The sequence below is a fragment of the Citrobacter sp. GW821-FHT07H02 genome, from assembly GCF_059418505.1.
Map to the genome: position 1 here is coordinate 42,720 of NZ_JBWKPZ010000024.1, position 18,302 is coordinate 61,021.

The 18,302-nt window shown below is 56.9% G+C and carries 16 protein-coding genes; 7 read left to right on the forward strand and 9 right to left on the reverse strand.

Going from position 1 to position 18,302, the window contains the following annotated elements:
* Together hpaE and hpaG are read right to left on the reverse strand one after the other, a co-directional pair.
* The gene (gene hpaE / locus AC07NP_RS19610; protein WP_494661482.1) at positions 1–1,467 is read right to left on the reverse strand and encodes a 5-carboxymethyl-2-hydroxymuconate semialdehyde dehydrogenase; all 1,467 of its coding nucleotides are present in this window, start codon (positions 1,465–1,467) and stop codon (positions 1–3) included.
* A complete protein-coding gene (hpaG, locus tag AC07NP_RS19615) occupies positions 1,464–2,753 on the reverse strand; it encodes a 4-hydroxyphenylacetate degradation bifunctional isomerase/decarboxylase (RefSeq protein WP_494661483.1) in 1,290 nt (429 codons plus the stop codon). The genes hpaE and hpaG overlap by 4 nt, the downstream gene beginning before the upstream one ends.
* Positions 2,754–3,025: 272 nt before the next feature.
* Here hpaG and hpaR point away from each other — a divergent pair, with 272 nt between their 5' ends.
* Positions 3,026–3,469: a homoprotocatechuate degradation operon regulator HpaR gene (hpaR, locus tag AC07NP_RS19620; RefSeq protein ID WP_192610952.1), complete on the forward strand. Its 444-nt coding sequence runs from the start codon at positions 3,026–3,028 to the stop codon at positions 3,467–3,469.
* Here hpaR and AC07NP_RS19625 read toward each other — a convergent pair whose 3' ends face one another.
* Genes AC07NP_RS19625 through AC07NP_RS19640 form a run of 4 tightly spaced genes read right to left on the reverse strand, consistent with a single transcriptional unit; the run spans position 3,470 to position 7,017 of the window.
* A complete protein-coding gene (locus AC07NP_RS19625) occupies positions 3,470–4,726 on the reverse strand; it encodes an FAD-dependent oxidoreductase (RefSeq protein WP_494661484.1) in 1,257 nt (418 codons plus the stop codon). It lies immediately after the preceding gene.
* The gene (locus AC07NP_RS19630; RefSeq protein ID WP_494661485.1) at positions 4,707–4,967 is read right to left on the reverse strand and encodes a (2Fe-2S)-binding protein; all 261 of its coding nucleotides are present in this window, start codon (positions 4,965–4,967) and stop codon (positions 4,707–4,709) included. Before AC07NP_RS19630 ends, AC07NP_RS19625 begins: the two co-directional genes overlap by 20 nt.
* Positions 4,964–6,073 (reverse strand): NAD(P)/FAD-dependent oxidoreductase, encoded by a 1,110-nt coding sequence (locus AC07NP_RS19635; protein WP_494661486.1) that lies wholly within the window; start codon positions 6,071–6,073, stop codon positions 4,964–4,966. The genes AC07NP_RS19630 and AC07NP_RS19635 overlap by 4 nt, the downstream gene beginning before the upstream one ends.
* On the reverse strand, positions 6,070–7,017 hold the full coding sequence (locus AC07NP_RS19640) for a 4-hydroxyproline epimerase (RefSeq protein ID WP_494661487.1): 948 nt from the start codon (positions 7,015–7,017) through the stop codon (positions 6,070–6,072). The genes AC07NP_RS19635 and AC07NP_RS19640 overlap by 4 nt, the downstream gene beginning before the upstream one ends.
* A gap of 309 nt (positions 7,018–7,326) precedes the next feature.
* Between AC07NP_RS19640 and AC07NP_RS19645 the strand changes: the two genes are divergently transcribed.
* The 6 genes from AC07NP_RS19645 to tsr all read left to right on the forward strand — a co-directional run bounded on the left by AC07NP_RS19645 (position 7,327) and on the right by tsr (position 15,303).
* On the forward strand, positions 7,327–8,154 hold the full coding sequence (locus AC07NP_RS19645; protein WP_370552280.1) for a helix-turn-helix domain-containing protein: 828 nt from the start codon (positions 7,327–7,329) through the stop codon (positions 8,152–8,154).
* A gap of 172 nt (positions 8,155–8,326) precedes the next feature.
* Positions 8,327–9,247, forward strand: a complete 921-nt coding sequence (locus AC07NP_RS19650) for a dihydrodipicolinate synthase family protein (RefSeq protein WP_494661488.1) — start codon at positions 8,327–8,329, stop codon at positions 9,245–9,247.
* Positions 9,248–9,261: 14 nt separating this feature from the next.
* On the forward strand, positions 9,262–10,869 hold the full coding sequence (locus tag AC07NP_RS19655) for an aldehyde dehydrogenase (NADP(+)) (RefSeq protein ID WP_494661489.1): 1,608 nt from the start codon (positions 9,262–9,264) through the stop codon (positions 10,867–10,869).
* Positions 10,870–10,880: 11 nt separating this feature from the next.
* Positions 10,881–12,482, forward strand: coding sequence for an APC family permease (locus AC07NP_RS19660; RefSeq protein WP_490468724.1), 1,602 nt, complete (start codon positions 10,881–10,883; stop codon positions 12,480–12,482).
* 11 nt (positions 12,483–12,493) lie between these two features.
* On the forward strand, positions 12,494–13,501 hold the full coding sequence (locus AC07NP_RS19665) for an Ldh family oxidoreductase (RefSeq protein ID WP_494661490.1): 1,008 nt from the start codon (positions 12,494–12,496) through the stop codon (positions 13,499–13,501).
* 137 nt (positions 13,502–13,638) lie between these two features.
* Positions 13,639–15,303, forward strand: a complete 1,665-nt coding sequence (tsr, locus tag AC07NP_RS19670) for a methyl-accepting chemotaxis protein (RefSeq protein WP_203359027.1) — start codon at positions 13,639–13,641, stop codon at positions 15,301–15,303.
* A 41-nt stretch (positions 15,304–15,344) separates the two neighbouring features.
* On the opposite strand, the gene AC07NP_RS19675 is transcribed toward tsr, so the two are convergent.
* From AC07NP_RS19675 to AC07NP_RS19685, 3 genes are all read right to left on the reverse strand, one after another.
* A complete protein-coding gene (locus tag AC07NP_RS19675) occupies positions 15,345–16,622 on the reverse strand; it encodes a TRAP transporter large permease (RefSeq protein WP_203359026.1) in 1,278 nt (425 codons plus the stop codon).
* Positions 16,613–17,092 (reverse strand): TRAP transporter small permease, encoded by a 480-nt coding sequence (locus AC07NP_RS19680; RefSeq protein ID WP_203359025.1) that lies wholly within the window; start codon positions 17,090–17,092, stop codon positions 16,613–16,615. The genes AC07NP_RS19675 and AC07NP_RS19680 overlap by 10 nt, the downstream gene beginning before the upstream one ends.
* A 73-nt stretch (positions 17,093–17,165) precedes the next feature.
* Positions 17,166–18,161: a C4-dicarboxylate TRAP transporter substrate-binding protein gene (locus AC07NP_RS19685; RefSeq protein ID WP_203359024.1), complete on the reverse strand. Its 996-nt coding sequence runs from the start codon at positions 18,159–18,161 to the stop codon at positions 17,166–17,168.
* Between the last annotated feature and the right edge of the window lie 141 nt (positions 18,162–18,302).

Genomic DNA, 18,302 nt, shown 5'->3' on the forward strand with positions numbered 1-18,302 from the left:
TCAGACTCCCCATTTCGGGATCGGATGGTCGCCCATGGAAATGCAGACGTTCTTCATTTCGGCGAACACCTCAAAGCTGTATTCCCCGCCTTCACGTCCGGTGCCGGAGGCTTTTACGCCGCCAAACGGCTGGCGCAGGTCGCGCACGTTTTGGGTATTCACAAACACCATGCCCGCTTCGATATTGCGCGCCAGACGCAGCACTTTGCTGACGTCCTGGGTCCAGATGTAAGACGCAAGGCCGTACTCCACGTCGTTGGCCAGACGCAGACCTTCCGCCTCGTCTTTGAACGGCATCAGGCAGGCGACCGGCCCGAAGATCTCTTCCTGGGCTACGCGCATCCGGTTGTCGACGTCCGCCAGCACCGTCGGGCGCAGGAAGTTGCCGTTTCTCAGATGAGCAGGCAGATCGGTCGGTTTGTCCGGACCGCCCGCCAGCAGAGTTGCCCCTTCTTCAATGCCGAGACGGATATAGCCGGAGACTTTTTCCCAGTGCTGCTGGCTAATCAGCGCGCCGACCTGGGTGTTGGGATCGTTCGGATCGCCCACGCGCAGACGATTTGCGCGTTCGGCAAAGCGTTTGACGAATTCCGGGTAGATGCTCTGCTGAATAAAGATGCGGGAGCCTGCGGTGCAACGCTCGCCGTTGATCGAGAAGATGGTGAACAGCGCGGCGTCCAGTGCGCGCTCGATGTCGGCGTCTTCAAAAATCAGCACCGGCGATTTGCCGCCCAGCTCCATTGAATATTTCTTCAGCCCGGCGTTTTTCATGATGTTGCGCCCGGTGGCGGTGCCGCCGGTAAAGGAAACCGCACGCACATCGTGATGACGTACCAGCGCGTCGCCCGCGGTGGCGCCGTAGCCCTGCACCACGTTTAGCACGCCTGCTGGAATGCCGGCTTCCAGCGCCAGCTCGCCCAGGCGATCGGCGGTCAGCGGCGAGAGTTCAGACATTTTCAGTACCGCCGTGTTACCCAGCGCCAGACACGGCGCGACTTTCCAGGTGGCGGTCATAAACGGCACGTTCCACGGCGACACCAGCGCGCAAACGCCCACCGGCTGCACCAGCGTGTAGTTGAGCATCTTGTCGTCGACCGGATAGGTCTTGCCGTTCATCTGCTGGCAGACTTCGGCGAAAAATTCAAAGTTGTGGGAGGCGCGCGGGATCAGCACGTTTTTGGTCTGATGGATAGGCAGACCGGTGTCGGCGGTTTCCATCGCCGCGATCTCCGGCACGTTCTGATCGATCAGGTCGCCGAGGCGACGCATCAGGCGCGCGCGCTCTTTCATCGGCAGGTTCGCCCATTTCGGGAACGCCTCTTTCGCGGCCGCTACCGCCTGGCTTATCTCCGCTTCACCGCCGGAAGCCACTTCCGCCAGCACGTCTCCGCTGGCCGGGTTGGTGGTGTGGAAATAGTCGGTGCCTGCCACGTTTTTGCCGTTGATCCAATGGTTTATTTTTTTCATTTTGCGGTTTCCTCACTCACAATTCGGTTGACCAGGCGGCCCACGCCTTCCACTTCCACGACGACTTCATCGCCCGGCACCACGTCGGACAGCCCTTTTGGCGTGCCGGTGGCGATCATGTCGCCCGGTTGCAGGGTCATGAATTCGCTCAGGTAAGCGATCAAAAACGGGATGTTGAAGATCAGATCGGCGGTGGTGCCCTGCTGGCGCAATTCGCCGTTGACGAAGGTGCGCAGGGTTAAGTTGTGCGGATCCGGGATCGCCGCTTTATCGACGATCCAGGGGGCAATCGGGGTCAGACCGTCGCGGCTTTTCACCCGCAGGTTGGGGCGGTAGTAGTTTTCCAGGTAGTCGCGGATGGCGTAGTCATTACAGATCGTATAGCCCGCGACATAGTCCATCGCGTCGGCTTCGACGACGTTGCGCGCCGTTTTGCCAATTACCACCACCAGTTCCGCCTCGTAGTGCATGTACTCGACATTGTTCGGGCGCACGGAGGTTTGTCCGTCGCCGGTAAACGAGTTTGGCGCTTTGATAAACACCAGTGGCTCTTCCGGCGGCGTAAATTCCAGTTCGCTGGCGTGGTCGGCATAGTTCAGGCCCAGCGCGAACAGGGTGCCGTGCGGGTGCGAAAGCGCAGGCCGCGTTCTGATTTCCGTGATGTCGCGCGCGTCCACTACCGGGTTTTCCAGCGGCGGGAAACCGTCTGCCAGAATACGCACCTGGTCGCCGGGGCGAATTTCCACGCGTGCCTGCGGGGTGCCGATCAGGATGGCGTCGCCCGGGTTTAGGGTGGCGAATTCGCTGAGCGCGCTGAGCAGTTCGGCAGCGCTGCGTTGCAGGTCGGCGGTGTTCCAGCGATCGGCTTCGCGACCGTTGATTTCGGTGATGATCGTCAGGTTATCGACGTTTTTCAGCGCCACCGTTTCGCCCATCGGGCAGAAACCGTCGCGGCATTTTGCTTTGATGGCCGGGCGGTAGAAACTCTCTTCCGGCAGGCTAACCTCGTTGGCCAGTGCGTAACCGGCGATATAGTTTGCCGCCTCTTCAACCGGGACGTTACGGGCTGTTTTGCCGACCACCAGCGCGACCGTCGCGCCGCTTTGCACCTTCTCGCCCTGTGGATGGGGGATGGCGTCGCCGTGACGAATCACGGTGTTGTGCGGTTTGATAAACCAGACAGCCGTCTTCGGCGGTGCGTTATACGGGGCTTGCGTAAACGCGTCGCGCCAGGCATCAAGCTGGCTGCGATGGTTTAACGCGACGGCAAAAACAGTACCTTTCATACACAAACTCCTCAGGGTGAAATACCACACTGTGATTTCATTAATATGTTAATGATTCGGTTGTATGCTTTTGCTGCGCGTTTGGCAAATAGAAGTGAAATAATTGTGATGATAATAACAATAAATTTACATATTAAAATTAATGTCTATATTTATCATGTGATTAACAAAATGGTGTGATTTCTGTTAGACTTTTTTGCCTAAAACGGGTTGTTTATAAAATCATCATTATTGAATTGTTTATCTGTTAATGATTTTTCCAGGGGAAGACCATGCATGACTCTTTAACCATTGCACTGTTGCAGGCACGAGAAGCGGCAATGTCTTACTTTCGGCCCATCGTGAAGCAGCATAATCTGACGGAACAGCAGTGGCGCATCGTGCGCGTACTGGCGGAACATCCGTCTATCGACTTCCACGATCTGGCGTTTCGTACCTGCATTTTGCGCCCGAGCCTGACCGGTATTCTGACGCGAATGGAACGCGATGGACTGGTGTTGCGATTAAAACCGGTGAATGACCAGAGAAAACTGTATGTGTCGCTGACGAAAGCCGGAAATGCGCTGTATGAACATGCGCAGTCGCAGGTGGAAGAGGCGTACCGACAAATTGAAGCGGAATACACGCCAGAGAAGATGCAACAACTGACGGCGCTGCTGGGTGAGTTTATTGCGCTCGGCAACCGCCATATTGCCGAACGCGGGGAAGAAGAGTAACTACGCGTCCGGGTTCACCAGATGAATCAGCGTTTCGGTTCTGGCAGGGGAAAGCGGTTCACGCGGCTGGGGAAGCGGCCAGTGATAGAGCCAGCGGGCGCTGGTGGCGCAGGTTTTTCCCTGACAGGCACCCATGCCGCAACGTGAGGCCAGCTTTGCGGTTTGCCAGTTTTTCGCGTCGGCAACGTCGCCGCAGCGCACATCTTCACAGCGACAGAGCAATGTTTCCGGCGTGACGACCTCTTTAAGAGCGTCGGGCAGGGCGAACGTGGCATTGAGCGCGTTGGCAAAACGTTGCCAGCGATCGCGTTTTTTGAGCGCTTCGCTCGCGCTGTCCGGACGCTGTGCCGCGATATATCCGGCAACTTCCCCTTCTGCCAGCGCCAGTTCGCTGCCGCCAAACCCCGTACACTCCCCGGCGGCGAAAATATCGGGCTGGCTGGTGCGCTGCTGCGCATCCACGGTGATGGCATTGTTTGCTGTCGCACAACCAAAAATCAGCGCCGGTTCAAGGTTGGGCACCAGCCCATAGCCAATGGCCAGGCGGTCGCAGGCGATTTCCCGAATTTTACCGTGTTGACGCACTGTGACCGCCCGTAGTCTGTCATCGCCCAGCGCCTGCGTGACCTGGCTTGCGGTGGCGTAACCTGCTGGCGCGACGGTGAAAAGTTGACGTAGTTTGTCTGGCCAGCGCCATAACCCCATCGCAAAGCGAACCAGCGCGCTACGCGGCGCCTGTTCCACGATAGCGACTACATTGCCGCCCGCTTTGCGCACCGTATCGGCAACCGCCAGCAACAGCGGGCCGCTACCGGCAATGACCACCCGTTCGCCGTTAAGCGGCAACCCATGTTTGATTTGCGCCTGTAAACCGCCAGCGCCGGTGACACCAGGCAGCGTCCAGCCGGGAAAGGGCAGCGATAGCTCGCGCGCGCCGCAGCATAAAATTAATCGCTGCCAGTGGACAATCCCGCCGCTTTCTGCGGTTTCAAACAGCACGCTGTGTGAGGAGGGACGGGCAATCAGACGGGCAGCGGACAAATGCGTGATCCGCGATTCGCGTTCCACGGCGTCACGGTAGCGTCTGGCGAGCGGCGGGAGCGCGACCTGTGGCCCGTCGCGCCAGATTTGCCCGCCGGGTCGGGGGTTATCATCCAGGATTACCACCTGCTTGCCGCTTTGCGCCGCCGCTAGCGCGGCCGCCAGCCCGGCAGGCCCGGCGCCCAGGATCAGAATGTCACAATGCAGTGTGCGCATGGCAGCTCCTTTCTATTTTCATCTCCGGCTGGCATTCCGTCTGGCAGGCCAGCACCCGGCGTCCATTCACCGTCACGCGACACTCCTGACAGACACCCATTCCGCAAAACGGGGCGCGTGGGCGGTCGTGAACCGAGCGGCGCGTCACGGGGTTGCCGCTCATCGCCAGCGCAGCGGCGACGCTGATGCCCACCGGAATCTGGCAGGGCAGACCGTCGATAAACAGGGTAATGATTTTCATGCACTGGCCTCCTGGCGTATCAGGCGTGCGGGCAGCCAGGCGTCCGGTGCGAACGCGGGTCGCTCGCCGAGGATCTGCGCGCAGAGCAGCTCGGCGGTCGCCGGTGCGGTGGTCACGCCCAGCCCCTCATGACCGAGCGCCAGCCAGACGCCGGGGCGCGAAGGATGCGGACCGATAAGCGGATTGCCGTCTTCGGAGGCGGCGCGAAAACCGCTCCAGCAACGGATGATATTCAGACTGGCGATGGCCGGTAAAAAATGGTGCGCGCGCTTGAGCATCATCGCCAGCAGCGGCAGATCCAGCTCACGGTCGAGGGTGTCAAACTGGCGCGAGGAACCAATCAGCCATTGTCCGGTGGGGCGCGGTTGTACATTAAACGCCACCGACGTTCCCCCGGCGTGGGCGCTGGCGCCGTAGCCCAGTTCCACCAGTTGGTGGTTCAGCGTTGCGCCGTAACGGTCGGTAATCGCCAGTTGGCCTTTTTTGGGGCGCAGCCAGTTTTCCTGCAACAGCGTATTGGCGCCCAGGCCGCAGGCGACCACAATCGCGCGCGCCCGCAGACGTTTCCCGCTCTCCAGCACCACTTGGGGCGCATCGATTGAAACGGCCCCTTCGTTGACACAGGTGATGGCCTGCGCCGCATCGTCAATAAACCAGCGCGCCACGTTGGGGGCGTAAACAATGCCGTCGCCCGGCACCCACAAACCTCCCGCCAGATCCGGCGTCAGCAGCGGTTCGCGCGCGGCAACCTGTGCGCGGGTCTGCATCTCGCTGGCGACCTGGTGCGTCGCCATGCGCTGTTGTTTTTCCTCGGCGAGGGCCAGTTCCTGTTCGTTTTCCGCCAGCCATAAGGTTCCGCAGCCGTGCCAGGCGCAGGTGTGCGGCATCCGTGGCGTGAGTTCCCGCCAGCGTGCCAGCGACCAGGCCGACAGCGCCAGTTCGGCGGGATCGTCATCCATACAGACCAGATGCCCCATTCCGGCGGCGGTTGCTCCAGCGTGCCCGTCGTCGATAAGGGTGACGCGTTGCCCGCGCTTCGCCAGTTGCCAGGCACAGGCTGCGCCAATAATCCCGGCACCGATGACAATGACGTCGCTTTCTGTCACAGGGTGATCCCCCAGCGGAAAGGATCGTCTGCATTGAGGATCAAACGGTTGTCGCCGCACACCCACGCTTCACCGCGGATCGTCGGAATGACCTGAGCGCCTTTGCGGATAAAACTGGCCGTAAACTGACTGCCGATAATGCTCGCCTGTCGCCAGATTTCTCCGGGCTGCAGTTTGCCGTCATCGGCCAGACAGGCCAGTTTGGCGCTGGTGCCAGTGCCGCACGGCGAACGGTCCCACGCTTTTCCTGGACAGAGGACAAAGCTGCGACTGTCGGCACGATCGTCACTGGCAAACAGCTCGATATGATCGATAACGCCGTCATTTTCGCCGCGGATCCCTGCGGCTTCCAGTCCTTCACGGATGGCCCACGCAAAATCGGTGAGGGCGGGGATCTGCTCTGGCGTGATATCGAAGGGATGATCGTTAACGAGGAAAAACCAGTTGCCGCCCCAGGCGATATCGCCAGTGACGGTGCCGTGTTGCGTGACCACGCTGACCTGTTTACGCCAGCGATACGACGGCACGTTTTCAACCGACACGCTACCGTCGTCGTGGAGGGTGGCGGTGACATCGCCCACCGGCGTTTCAATGCGGTGCTGACCGGGTTTGATGCGCCCAAGCCAGGCCAGAGAAGCAATCAGCCCTATCGTGCCGTGACCGCACATATTCAGGAATCCGGCGTTGTTGAAAAAGATAACCCCGGCGGTGGCCTCGGGGGAGACGGGTTCGCACAGCAGCGCGCCAACCAGTACGTCATTTCCGCGAGGCTCGAGGATGATGGCTTTGCGCCACGCATCGTAGTCTTTGGCAAAGCGTTCCCGACGCTGCGCCATCGTGCCGTTACCGAGATCCGGAAAACCCGCAACCACCAGGCGCGTCGGTTCGCCGCCGGTATGTGAGTCAATCACTCTGAGTTCGCTTTCCTGCTGTGTCGTTGTCATGAGATCTCCGAAACGTTAAATGTTTGTTTCTAAATGCTGGCGCAACCCTGACGTTCCGGCTTGACTGCTTTCACCACCTGAGATGACGAAATCAGCACAGTGCATACGCGTGTTTTTGCATGATCTTCATATTTATTTCTTATTAATCATTTTATTACCGCCGTGGTAAACCAAAGAACGCCTCTGCGCCAGTGCGTGAAACAGGGGAAATCGTAAACCACAGGCAGGATCGCAAAACGCATCACTGGCGCTTGCTGAGTTAACAAAAAGTTAATAAATATCCCTCGTCACTTATTGTGAGGAAGCGTTATGTCCTGTGCTTATGAAGAGGTGTCGGGGAAAGCCCCGGCGCAAGAGGTGGGGATGGAGGTGGGTGAACTCAGCCAGATATGTGAGGGGCTGGCCCGCCAGCGCCCGGAAAACATCCAGACCTTGCTGAATGCGATGGCGCTGATTGCGCCATTACTCAACGCCATTCCTAACGTTGTCTTTTTTATCAAAGATGTGCAGGCAAGATACCTGCTGGTGAATATGACGCTTGCCCGTCGATGTGGGTTCAAGAATGTGGTTTCGTTGCTGGGGAAAACCTCGGCGGATGTGTTTCCTTCTGCGCTGGGTCAGGGTTATACCGAGCAGGATCTGCGGGTTCTGCGCGACGGTGTGACGCTGCGCGATCAGTTGGAGATGCATCTGTATAACGGTCGCGAACGGGGCTGGTGCCTGACCCAGAAGCTGGCGTTGCGTGATGTTCATGGGCGTGTGATCGGGATGGCCGGGATCTCCCACGATCTGCTGGAGACGCAGGCGCGTCATCCCGCATGGCAACGGCTGGCGATCGTCGACGATCATATCCGCAAACACTACCACCGCCCGATCGCAATGGAAGAGTTGACCGTGCTGAGCGGGATGTCGGTGGCGCAGATCGAACGCTACTGCAAACGCATTTTCCACCTGACGCCGCGTCAGATGATCCACAAAGTCCGCCTCGAAAAAGCCACCGAATTACTGGCAGGTACGACACCCATCACCGATATCGCATTGCAATGCGGCTATACCGATCACAGTGCTTTTAGCCGCCAGTTCAAAGCGATGACCGGCTCTACGCCACGGGATTTTCGCCTGACGCTGGCAGGTTGATCTTCCATTTGCGACCTCCCCCAGGGAAGAGGGGGAAAATGCCACTGTGCTAATTTCGTCATCCTTGCAAAGGAAAACCCACAAGCCGCCGAACGCCTTAGCCGTCAATCTGTCAGTGAATATTCACCATTCATTCACCAATGTTTAACAAATTGACGACAAGGAATCGAAAATGAGCAAAAAAGCTATTCACTGGAGCGGCGTATTTCCGGCCGTCAGCACACAGTTTCGCAGCGATTACTCACTGGATTTGGACGCCACCCACACGGTGATGAAAAACCTGGTCAAGGATGGTGTTTCAGGTCTGGTGGTTTGCGGCAGCGTCGGGGAGAACACCTCACTGACCACCCAGGAAAAATTACAAATTATCGAAGTGGCGAAAGACGCTGCTGGCGGCCAGATCCCGGTGATTGCCGGGGTGGCGGAGTTCACCACCGCGTTTGCCCAGAAGATGGCGAAAGAGGCTGAGAAGGTGGGCGTCGATGGCATTATGGTGATGCCTGCGCTGGTCTACTCTTCAAAACCGCATGAAACTGCCGCCCACTTCCGTAGCGTCGCGACTGCCACCGACCTGCCGATTATGGTCTACAACAACCCGCCAATTTACAAAAACGATGTCACGCCAGATATCCTGGCGACCCTCGCCGACTGCGACAACATCGTCTGTTTTAAAGATTCTTCCGGCGATACCCGCCGCTTTATCGATCTGCGTAATGCCGTGGGCGACCGCTTTGTGCTGTTCGCCGGGCTGGACGATGTGGTGGTCGAGAGCATTGCGGTGGGCGCTGAAGGCTGGATCTCCGGGATGTCGAACGCCTTCCCGCGTGAAGGCGAGACGCTGTTCCGTCTGGCAAAACAGCAACGCTACGAAGAGGCGATGGCGCTGTACCGTTGGTTTATGCCGGTGCTGCACCTCGATGCGCGTCCGGATCTGGTGCAGTGCATCAAGCTGTGCGAAGAGCTGCTGGGTCGCGGTAGCGCCGTGACGCGTCCGCCGCGCCTGGCGCTGGAAGGTGAAACCCGCGCGCAGGTGGTGGCGGTGGTTGAACAGGCGCTGGCAACCCGTCCTCAACTGCCGGATGTCGGTCTCTGAACGCAGGAGTGAACATGACATTACGACAGCCTGAACAGGGCTTGCAGTTTATTGCCGGTCAGCGGGTTGGGGGTGGCGATGCCACCCTGCTCAGCCTGCGTGCTGAAGATGGCGAAGCCACCGGTTATCGTTTCCTGTCGGCCACCCGCGAGGAGGCCACACAGGCGGCGCTGGCGGCAGAACAGGCATTTGCGGTGTATTCACAGACCTCGCCTGAAGCACGGGCGCGTTTTCTGGAAGCTATCGCCGCTGAACTGGACGCGCTGGGCGAGGCGTTCTTTGCCATCGCGCATCAGGAAACGGCCTTACCGCTGGCGCGTTTGCAGGGCGAGCGGGCACGTACCAGCGGCCAGTTGCGGATGTTCGCCGGGGTTCTGCGTCGCGGCGATACGCATGGCGTGCGCATTGATACGGCATTACCTGACCGCCAGCCGTTGCCGCGTCCGGATTTGCGCCAGTATCTGATGGCGCTCGGGCCGGTTGCCGTCTTTGGCGCCAGTAATTTTCCGCTCGCCTTTTCGACCGCCGGAGGCGACACCGCTGCGGCGCTGGCGGCAGGCTGTCCGGTGGTGGTGAAGGCGCATCCAGGTCATATGGCGACGGCGGAATACACCGCACTGGCGGTGTTGCGCGCGGCAGAGGCATGTGGCATGCCCGCAGGCGTGTTCAATATGATTTTTGGCACCGATATCGGCGCAGAACTGGTGAGCCATCCGGCGATTCAGGCGGTCGGTTTTACCGGTTCTCTGCGCGGCGGGAAAGCGTTGCAACAACTGGCGCAGCAGCGCCCGCAGCCGATTCCGGTGTTTGCGGAGATGTCCGCCATAAATCCGCTGATTGTTCTGCCTCAGGCGCTGGCGAAAAATGCCGTAACGCTTGCCAACGATCTGGTGGCCTCGTTCACGCTGGGCAGCGGTCAGTTTTGTACCAAGCCCGGGCTGATTCTGGTGATGCAGGGGGAAGGGGAGAGCCGTTTCTCCAACGCGTTAGTCGAAGCGGTGGAGCGCGCCCCGGCGCAGGTGATGCTCAATGCCACAACGCTTACGCATTACCAGCAAGGCGTTCGCGCGCTGGACGCCCATCCGAATATTCAACGTATTGCGGGCCGTAATGAGAACGTCTTCGGACGTGCGCAGGCACGCTTATACAAAGCGCCCGCTTCGCTGTTGCTGGCGAAAGATCCGTTGTTGCAAGAAGAAGTGTTCGGGCCGCTGGCGGTGCTGGTGAGCGTGGCGGATGAGGCCGAACTGTGCGCCATTCTGCGGGTGATCCAGGGACAGCTCACCGCCACGGTGCATGCCGAAGCGGATGACCGACAGCTGGCGGCGCGACTGTTGCCGATGCTGGGTGAGAAAGCCGGGCGCGTACTGTTTAACGGCTACCCAACCGGCGTGGAAGTGTGTGACGCGATGGTGCATGGCGGTCCGTGGCCAGCGACCACCGATGCGCGCGGCACGTCGGTCGGCAGCAAAGCCATCGAGCGTTTCCTGCGCCCGGTGTGTTTGCAAAACGTCCCTGGCGCGCTGTTGCCGCCTGCCGTGCAGGATGCCAATCCATTAAACCTGCTGCGCCTGGTGAACGGGCAGTGGACCCGGGAAGCGATTTCCCCCTCTGTTAACTGAAGGGCACAATCATGACGATTCACTCTACACCTCAATCTCAGACCCGGGTTGTTGAGTCGGGGAAATTTAAAAAGCAGCTGACGTTAACGGATCTGACGTTTATTGGACTGGGGGCGATTTTTGGCTCTGGCTGGCTGTTTGCCGCCAGCCATGTCGCCTCGATTGCCGGACCTGCCGGTATCGCCTCGTGGGTGATCGGCGGTATCGCCGTGTTGCTGCTGGGCATTGTTTATTGTGAGCTGGGCGCGGCGTTGCCGCGTGCCGGGGGCATTATTCGGTACCCGGTGTTTTCTCACGGCGAGCTGATGGGGTATCTGCTGGGTTTTATTACGCTTATTGCGTTTTCCAGCCTGATCTCCATCGAAATCGTCGCGGCGCGTCAGTATGCCGCAGCCTGGTTCCCGGCATTGACGCAGCCCGGTTCCAGTGACCCGACGTTGCTCGGCTGGGTGGTGCAATTTTTGTTGCTCTGCTTTTTCTTTGCGCTGAACTACTACAGCGTTAAAACGTTCGCCCGCTCGAACAACATCATCAGCGTACTGAAATTCCTCGTGCCGCTGGTGGTAGTGATCACCCTGTTTGCCTTCTTTAAACCCGAAAACCTGCACGCGCAGGGGATTGCGCCGTTTGGCATGTCGGGGGTAGAGGCGGCGATAAGCGCAGGCGGGATAATCTTTGCCTATCTGGGGCTAACGCCGATTATCTCGGTTGCCAGTGAAGTGCAAAACCCACAGCGAACCATTCCGGTGGCGCTGATTTTGTCGGTCGTGCTCTCGACCATTATCTATGTGCTGCTGCAGGTGGCGTTTCTGGGCAGTATCCCGACTGAGATGCTGAACGGCGGCTGGGCGGAAGTCAGTAAGCAGTTCTCTTTGCCGTATCGCGATATTGCTATTACGCTGGGGATGGGCTGGCTGGCGTTTATGGTGGTCAGTGACGCGATTGTCTCCCCGAGCGGGACCGGCAATATTTATATGAACGCGACGCCGCGCGTGATTTACGGTTGGGCAAAAGCGGGCACTTTCTTTAAAGCGTTTACCCACATTGATAAAGAGTCCGGTATTCCTCGTCCGGCGTTGTGGCTGACGTTTGGTTTATCGATTTTCTGGACGCTGCCGTTCCCGTCGTGGGAGCAGTTGATCAGCGTCGTCTCCGCCGCGCTGGTGCTCAGTTACGCCATTGCGCCGGTGACGGCGGCAGGGCTGCGCCGGAATTCGCCGGATCTTCCGCGTCCGTTCCGCGTTCGCGCATTTCATATTATCGGTCCATTGTCGTTTGTTATCTCCGCGCTGATTGTCTTTTGGTCCGGCTGGGGAACGCTGTCGTGGTTGTTGGGGCTGCAGATCGTCATGTTCGTGGTGTATGTGCTGTGTAAATCCAAAGTGCCGGTGCATACCGTCAGTCTGGCTCAGCAGGTGAAGTCTTCGCTGTGGCTGGTAGGGTTTTACGCGCTGATTATGCTGTTCTCCTGGTTAGGCAGTTTTGGCGGTACAGGGGTGATTGGCCATCCGTGGGATACAGTGATTGTCGCGGTGATGTCGCTGGGAATTTACTACTGGGGCGAGCGGACTTGTCTACCACAAGCTAACTTTACTGGAGACGAAGAAGAGTAAAGGAGAAGGTAATGACAATGGTAAACCTCTCGTTAACAGAGGCTTACTCGCTGGCACATCAGGTGCTACGCGGGAATGGATTCAGTGAAGAACATGCCGCTGTTGTGGCGCGCAATGTGACCAACGGGGAGCGCGATGGCTGCGCTTCCCACGGTTTATGGCGTTTGTTGGGGATTGTCGACACCTTACGCAAAGGTAAAGTGTCGCCAGACGCCATGCCGGTGGTGACCGACAGCGCCCCGGCGATTGTGAAGGCGGATGCCGGCGGCGCGTTTTCGCTGCTGGCATTTGAACAGGCGTTACCGTTATTGATTGAGAAAACACGGCATTGCGGTATCGCGGCGCTGGCTATCAATCGCTGCGTTCATTTTTCGGCGCTGTTTGCCGATATTGAACCGCTCACGGACGCCGGACTGGTGGGCTACGCCTGCACGCCAAGTCACGCCTGGGTCGCGCCTGCCGGTGGCACACTACCGCTGTTTGGTACTAACCCCATTGCGTTTGGCTGGCCGCGTGGCGAAAGACCACCGTTTATCTTTGATATGGCAACCAGCGCGGCGGCACGGGGAGAGATCCAGCTTCACTTACGCGCCGGAAAACCAATCCCCGAAGGCTGGGGGGTAGACAGCGATGGGCAGCCGTCAACCGATCCGCAGGCGGTGCTGGATGGCGCGATGCTGACCTTTGGCGGGCATAAAGGCTCGGCGTTTGCGGCGATGGTTGAACTGTTGGCCGGACCGTTGATTGGCGACATGACCAGCGCGGAGTCGCTGGCCTGGGATGACGGGGCCGGAGGGCTGCCTTATGGCGGCGAACTGATCCTGGCGTTCGATCCGACCCGTTTTCTGGGTCAGGAGGCGCATGTTCATCTTGCGCGGGCGGAAACGCTGTTTGATGCGATGCAGAGTCAGGGGGCGCGTTTGCCTGGTGAGCGGCGTTTTGTGGCGCGGGAAAAGGCAGAGCAGGAAGGCGTGGTCATTACCCGTACGTTGTACGATGACATCTGCGCGCTCAGGTAGAGTCATCAGGCGGTAGTCTGTCATGGTGTTTTTTGCCAGCATTTTGCACAAAATACCTGTGACAGACGTCGCTATTGTATAAAGTTTTCTCATTCCAGGCCGACAACCAGAGTATCTGTCTAGCGGAATGAGAAAACATGTTAAAACGAATTAAGATTGTGACCAGCTTACTGCTGGTGTTGGCAATATTTGGCCTTTTACAACTGACCTCGGGCGGTTTGTTCTTTAACTCATTGAAAAATGACAAAGAAAATTTCACCGTTCTACAGACCATTCGCCAGCAGCAGTCCACGCTGAATTCCAGCTGGGTTGCGCTGCTACAAACACGTAATACCCTCAACCGGGCGGGTATCCGCTACATGATGGATCAGAACAATATCGGCAGCGGCGCCACCGTTGTCGATCTGATGCAGATTGCGAGCACGTCCCTGAAGCAGGCGGAAAAACACTGGGCCGATTACGAAGCACTGCCGCGCGATCCGCGTCAGAGCGAGGCTGCGGCCGTCGAGATCAAACGTAGCTACGATATCTATCACAATGCGTTGGCGGAACTGATCCAGTTGTTGGGCTCGGGTAAGATCAACGAGTTCTTTGATCAACCGACGCAGGGCTATCAGGACGGTTTTGAAAAACCGTATACGGCCTATATGCAGCAGAACGATCACCTGTATGACATTGCGGTTGAAGACAATAATAGCTCCTACAGCCAGGCGATGTGGGTGCTGGTCAGCGTGTTAATCGCGGTGCTGCTGGTGATCGTCGCCGTCTGGTTCGGCATTAAGTTCTCTTTAATCGAACCGATGAACCGCCTGATCGAGAGCATTCGTCATATCGCCAGTGGCGATCTGGTGAAGCGTATTGATGTGGAAGGCTCTAACGAAATGGGCCAACTGGCAGAAAGCCTGCGGCACATGCAGAGCGAGCTGGTGCATACCGTCGGCGATGTGCGCAACGGCGCTAACGCGATTTACAGCGGTGCCAGCGAAATTGCGATGGGCAACAACGACCTTTCTTCCCGTACTGAACAGCAGGCTGCCTCCCTGGAAGAGACCGCAGCCAGCATGGAAGAACTGACGGCCACCGTGAAACAGAACGCCGAGAACGCCCGTCAGGCCAGCCATCTGGCGCTGAGCGCTTCAGAAACTGCGCAGAAGGGCGGTAAAGTGGTGGATAACGTGGTGCAAACCATGCGTGATATCGCCTCCAGTTCACAGAAAATTGCCGACATTATCAGCGTGATCGACGGTATTGCTTTCCAGACTAACATTCTGGCGTTGAACGCGGCGGTAGAAGCGGCGCGTGCAGGCGAACAGGGCCGTGGCTTTGCGGTGGTTGCCGGGGAAGTGCGCAACCTGGCGCAACGCAGTGCCCAGGCCGCGCGTGAGATTAAGAGCCTGATTGAAGACTCGGTCAGTCGCGTGGATGTCGGTTCAACGCTGGTTGAGAGCGCGGGCGAAACCATGGATGAGATTGTCAACGCGGTCACCCGTGTCACCGATATCATGGGCGAAATCGCCTCTGCGTCTGATGAGCAGAGTCGCGGTATCGACCAGGTCGGTCTGGCTGTTGCAGAGATGGATCGCGTGACGCAGCAGAACGCCTCGCTGGTGGAAGAGTCCGCCGCAGCTGCAGCCGCGCTGGAGGAACAGGCCAGCCGTCTGACCCAGGCTGTTGCCGTATTCCGTATTCAGCAGGAACAACAGCGTTCTCGTGACGTTGTCGCCGCGAAAAGCGTTTCTGCGCCAGTACCGCCGCGCAAAGCCGCTGTTACCGATGCCGGTGAGAACTGGGAAACGTTTTAATGATGTGTTGTCGCGCCCTGTTGAGCAGGGCGCGACACGTTTTACAGCGCGGGCAGGAAGGTTGTCAGAGCCGGAATAAACGTCACCATCAGCAACACGGCAATCAGTGCCGCTAACAGCGGTAGCACTTCACGCAGAAAATCAGCAATTTTTGTTCCCGTGATGGAGGTAGCAACGAACATGACCGTTCCCATAGGTGGCGTCAGGCAACCAATGGCCAGGTTGAGGATCATCATCACGCCGAAGTGAATCGGATCGATGCCCAGCAAGCGTACTGTTGGCATTAATAGCGGAACCAGTACGATGATGGCGGCATTTCCTTCAATAAACATTCCCAGAAACAACAGAACCAGGTTCACGATCAGCAAGAAGATGTAAGGATTATCAGAGAATCCTGTCATCACGACGGCCAAATCTTGCGCAATCTGTTCGTTCGTTAACACCCATGCCAGCGCTGAGCAGGTCATGATGATGAGCATTACGCTTGCGGTTGAGCGCGCCGTTTCCAGTAACGATGCCGCGATATCTTTCACCGTCATTTCACGATAGAAAACGGCTCCGATAATAATCACAAACACAACGGCAATAGCGCCTGCTTCTGTTGGGGTAAAGATCCCAAAACGGATCCCGCCGATAATCACCAGAATCAAAATGAGTGCTGAAGTGGCGCCTTTACCCGCTTCCCAAAGTTCACGGCAGGTTGGGCCATGGGCTCTGGCGGGGAGATAGCCGCGTTTTTTCGAGATTAAATAGATCGTGAACATCAGCGCGACGCAGCACAAGAGTCCCGGAATGATCGCGGCCATAAACATTTTTCCGATGGAGACATCGGCAACAAAACCGTAAATGATCAGGGCGATTCCCGGGGGAATGATCGGCGTAATAAGCGACCCGGCAGCGGTGACGGCAGTAGAGAAACTTTTGCTGTAGCCGAGTTTAGTCATTTCCGGCACCAGCATTTTTGACAACATCGCGCAGTCAGCCAGGTTCGATGCCGACAGACCTCCCATCATGGTACTGAGCAGGACGTTGGACTGGGCGAGCCCGCCCGGATAGTGACCGGAGAGCACACCGGTGAATCGCAACATACGGTGCGTAATACCGGTGTAATTCAGTAGGTTACCGAGCAGGATAAAGAACGGAATTGCCAGTAAAGTGACGTTTTCTCCAGCGCCGATAATACGTTGAACAGCGATCAGCGGTGAAATGTCGCCCGCCATATAAAAGTAAGTCAGTATTGCGACCAGTACGCTGATGAATATCGGCGTATTCAGAATAAACAGAAACAATAAGACAATACACGCGATCGCTACTGACATACGACCTCCCTGCGTTTCAGTTTTTGAATGTCTTGCCAGAGGTGTTGCAGGCAAAACATCACCATGATCCCAGCGCCTGTCGGCACAGCAAAATCGATGTACAGATAGGAGACCCCAAGAATGGGGGTGATTTTATCGACGGCGATAAGTGACAGCTCATAGCCGAGATAGCCAAATGTAGACAGTGAGACAATGGCAATCATGTGGGTGATGATGGCGCAGGATAAACGCCAGTTTTCCGGCAGCATGGAGGTGAAGGCATCAATACTGACGTGCATACGATGGCCCATTGCTGAGGCCGCACCGATCATAATCAACCAGATGTAACAGATAATCAGCGCTTCCTCACCCCAGATCAGTGGGGCGTTGAGCAGCCAGCGCATCAGGACGGCCACGACCGTAATGAGCACAATCCCACCTGCCAGCAGGCAGGCCAGAATATCGCTGAATTTATTGAGAAACCGAAACATAGTCATTCCTATACGGCGATACTTTTTTCAGGGAAAGGGAAACGCGCAGGCAGTGCGCTGCGCGTTTTCTCCGTTACTGTGCGATGATTTCCTGTGTTTTTTCATACAATCCTGGCGTCCATTCCGGGAATTTTGTGTAGAACGGTTTTGACGCTTCGCGGAACAGATTGCGGTCAACTTCCACCACTGTGACGCCTTCTGTCTTCATCTTCTCAATCAGTTCTTGTTCTTCCTTCTGAACGAGCTCAGTCAAGTATTTCCCAGCTTGATCGCCGGAGTTCACCAGTGCAGTCTGAATTTCTGGCGGCAGTTTTTTGTAGGTATTGCTTCCCATCACCAGGTTAGTCACGTTTTCGACATGGCCGGTGAGGATCAGGTATTTAGCCGCTTCATGATGTTTTTGTCCGTACAACACCGGAATCGGGTTTTCCGCGCCATCAATAACTTTCAGATTCAGCGAGGTGTAGACTTCGGCGAGAGGGAGTGGCGTTGGGGTTGCGCCCATCGCTTTCATGCCTTCGATTTGAATGCGATTGTTCGGTACGCGAATTTTGAGGCCTTTCAAATCTTCCGGTTTGGTGACCATTTTGGTGGTCAGCATATGGCGCGTACCATACAGCCAGTCTTTAGAGACGATGTGCAGGCCTTTAGCATCCAGTTTGTTTTCCAGATCCTTGTACCAGTCTGACTGGTTGAGTTTAAAAATATCTTTATAGCTATTGCCGACGTAAGGACCAAACATAATGCCGAAATCAGGCACATAGTCAGAGAAGAATGCGCCATCGGCGAGGGTAATCAGTGGACTGCCCAGTTTCATTTGCTCAATGACATCCTTTTTCGAGCCTAATTGTGAACTGGGATAAGCAATGAGCTCGCCTTTACCGCCGGTTTGTTCATTAAATAAGCGCGCCCATTCACGGATCGCCTTATCAAAAGGTTCTCCTGGATTATTTTCATAGGCAACTTTCAACGTATATTCGGCAGCGGCTATCGCAGAATTGCTAAATGAGACAGTAGCGAGTATAGAGCCAACAGCGAATGCTAGTAACGTATTTCTTTTTTTAGACATCAGACTCATTATTACTCTCCGTTTTTTTAGTAGGTACTGAGGATTTTATTATTTTGTCCGGGTTTTCCGGGATGTATTACAGAGTTTCTAAACTATTTATTATTATGCGTATTGATTATCTTAAAATGTTTATCAGAGCCT

Excerpts from the sequence above, each read along its gene's own strand:
- AC07NP_RS19675 (WP_203359026.1), bottom strand. The coding sequence starts at position 16,622 with ATGTCAGTAGCGATCGCGTGTATTGTCTTATTGTTTCTGTTTATTCTG.
- AC07NP_RS19655 (WP_494661489.1), top strand. The coding sequence starts at position 9,262 with ATGACATTACGACAGCCTGAACAGGGCTTGCAGTTTATTGCCGGTCAG.
- AC07NP_RS19650 (WP_494661488.1), top strand. The coding sequence starts at position 8,327 with ATGAGCAAAAAAGCTATTCACTGGAGCGGCGTATTTCCGGCCGTCAGC.
- hpaG (WP_494661483.1), bottom strand. The coding sequence starts at position 2,753 with ATGAAAGGTACTGTTTTTGCCGTCGCGTTAAACCATCGCAGCCAGCTT.
- hpaR (WP_192610952.1), top strand. The coding sequence starts at position 3,026 with ATGCATGACTCTTTAACCATTGCACTGTTGCAGGCACGAGAAGCGGCA.
- AC07NP_RS19665 (WP_494661490.1), top strand. The coding sequence starts at position 12,494 with ATGACAATGGTAAACCTCTCGTTAACAGAGGCTTACTCGCTGGCACAT.
- AC07NP_RS19685 (WP_203359024.1), bottom strand. The coding sequence starts at position 18,161 with ATGTCTAAAAAAAGAAATACGTTACTAGCATTCGCTGTTGGCTCTATA.
- AC07NP_RS19680 (WP_203359025.1), bottom strand. The coding sequence starts at position 17,092 with ATGTTTCGGTTTCTCAATAAATTCAGCGATATTCTGGCCTGCCTGCTG.
- hpaE (WP_494661482.1), bottom strand. The coding sequence starts at position 1,467 with ATGAAAAAAATAAACCATTGGATCAACGGCAAAAACGTGGCAGGCACC.
- AC07NP_RS19625 (WP_494661484.1), bottom strand. The coding sequence starts at position 4,726 with ATGCGCACACTGCATTGTGACATTCTGATCCTGGGCGCCGGGCCTGCC.
- tsr (WP_203359027.1), top strand. The coding sequence starts at position 13,639 with ATGTTAAAACGAATTAAGATTGTGACCAGCTTACTGCTGGTGTTGGCA.
- AC07NP_RS19640 (WP_494661487.1), bottom strand. The coding sequence starts at position 7,017 with ATGACAACGACACAGCAGGAAAGCGAACTCAGAGTGATTGACTCACAT.
- AC07NP_RS19660 (WP_490468724.1), top strand. The coding sequence starts at position 10,881 with ATGACGATTCACTCTACACCTCAATCTCAGACCCGGGTTGTTGAGTCG.
- AC07NP_RS19645 (WP_370552280.1), top strand. The coding sequence starts at position 7,327 with ATGTCCTGTGCTTATGAAGAGGTGTCGGGGAAAGCCCCGGCGCAAGAG.
- AC07NP_RS19630 (WP_494661485.1), bottom strand. The coding sequence starts at position 4,967 with ATGAAAATCATTACCCTGTTTATCGACGGTCTGCCCTGCCAGATTCCG.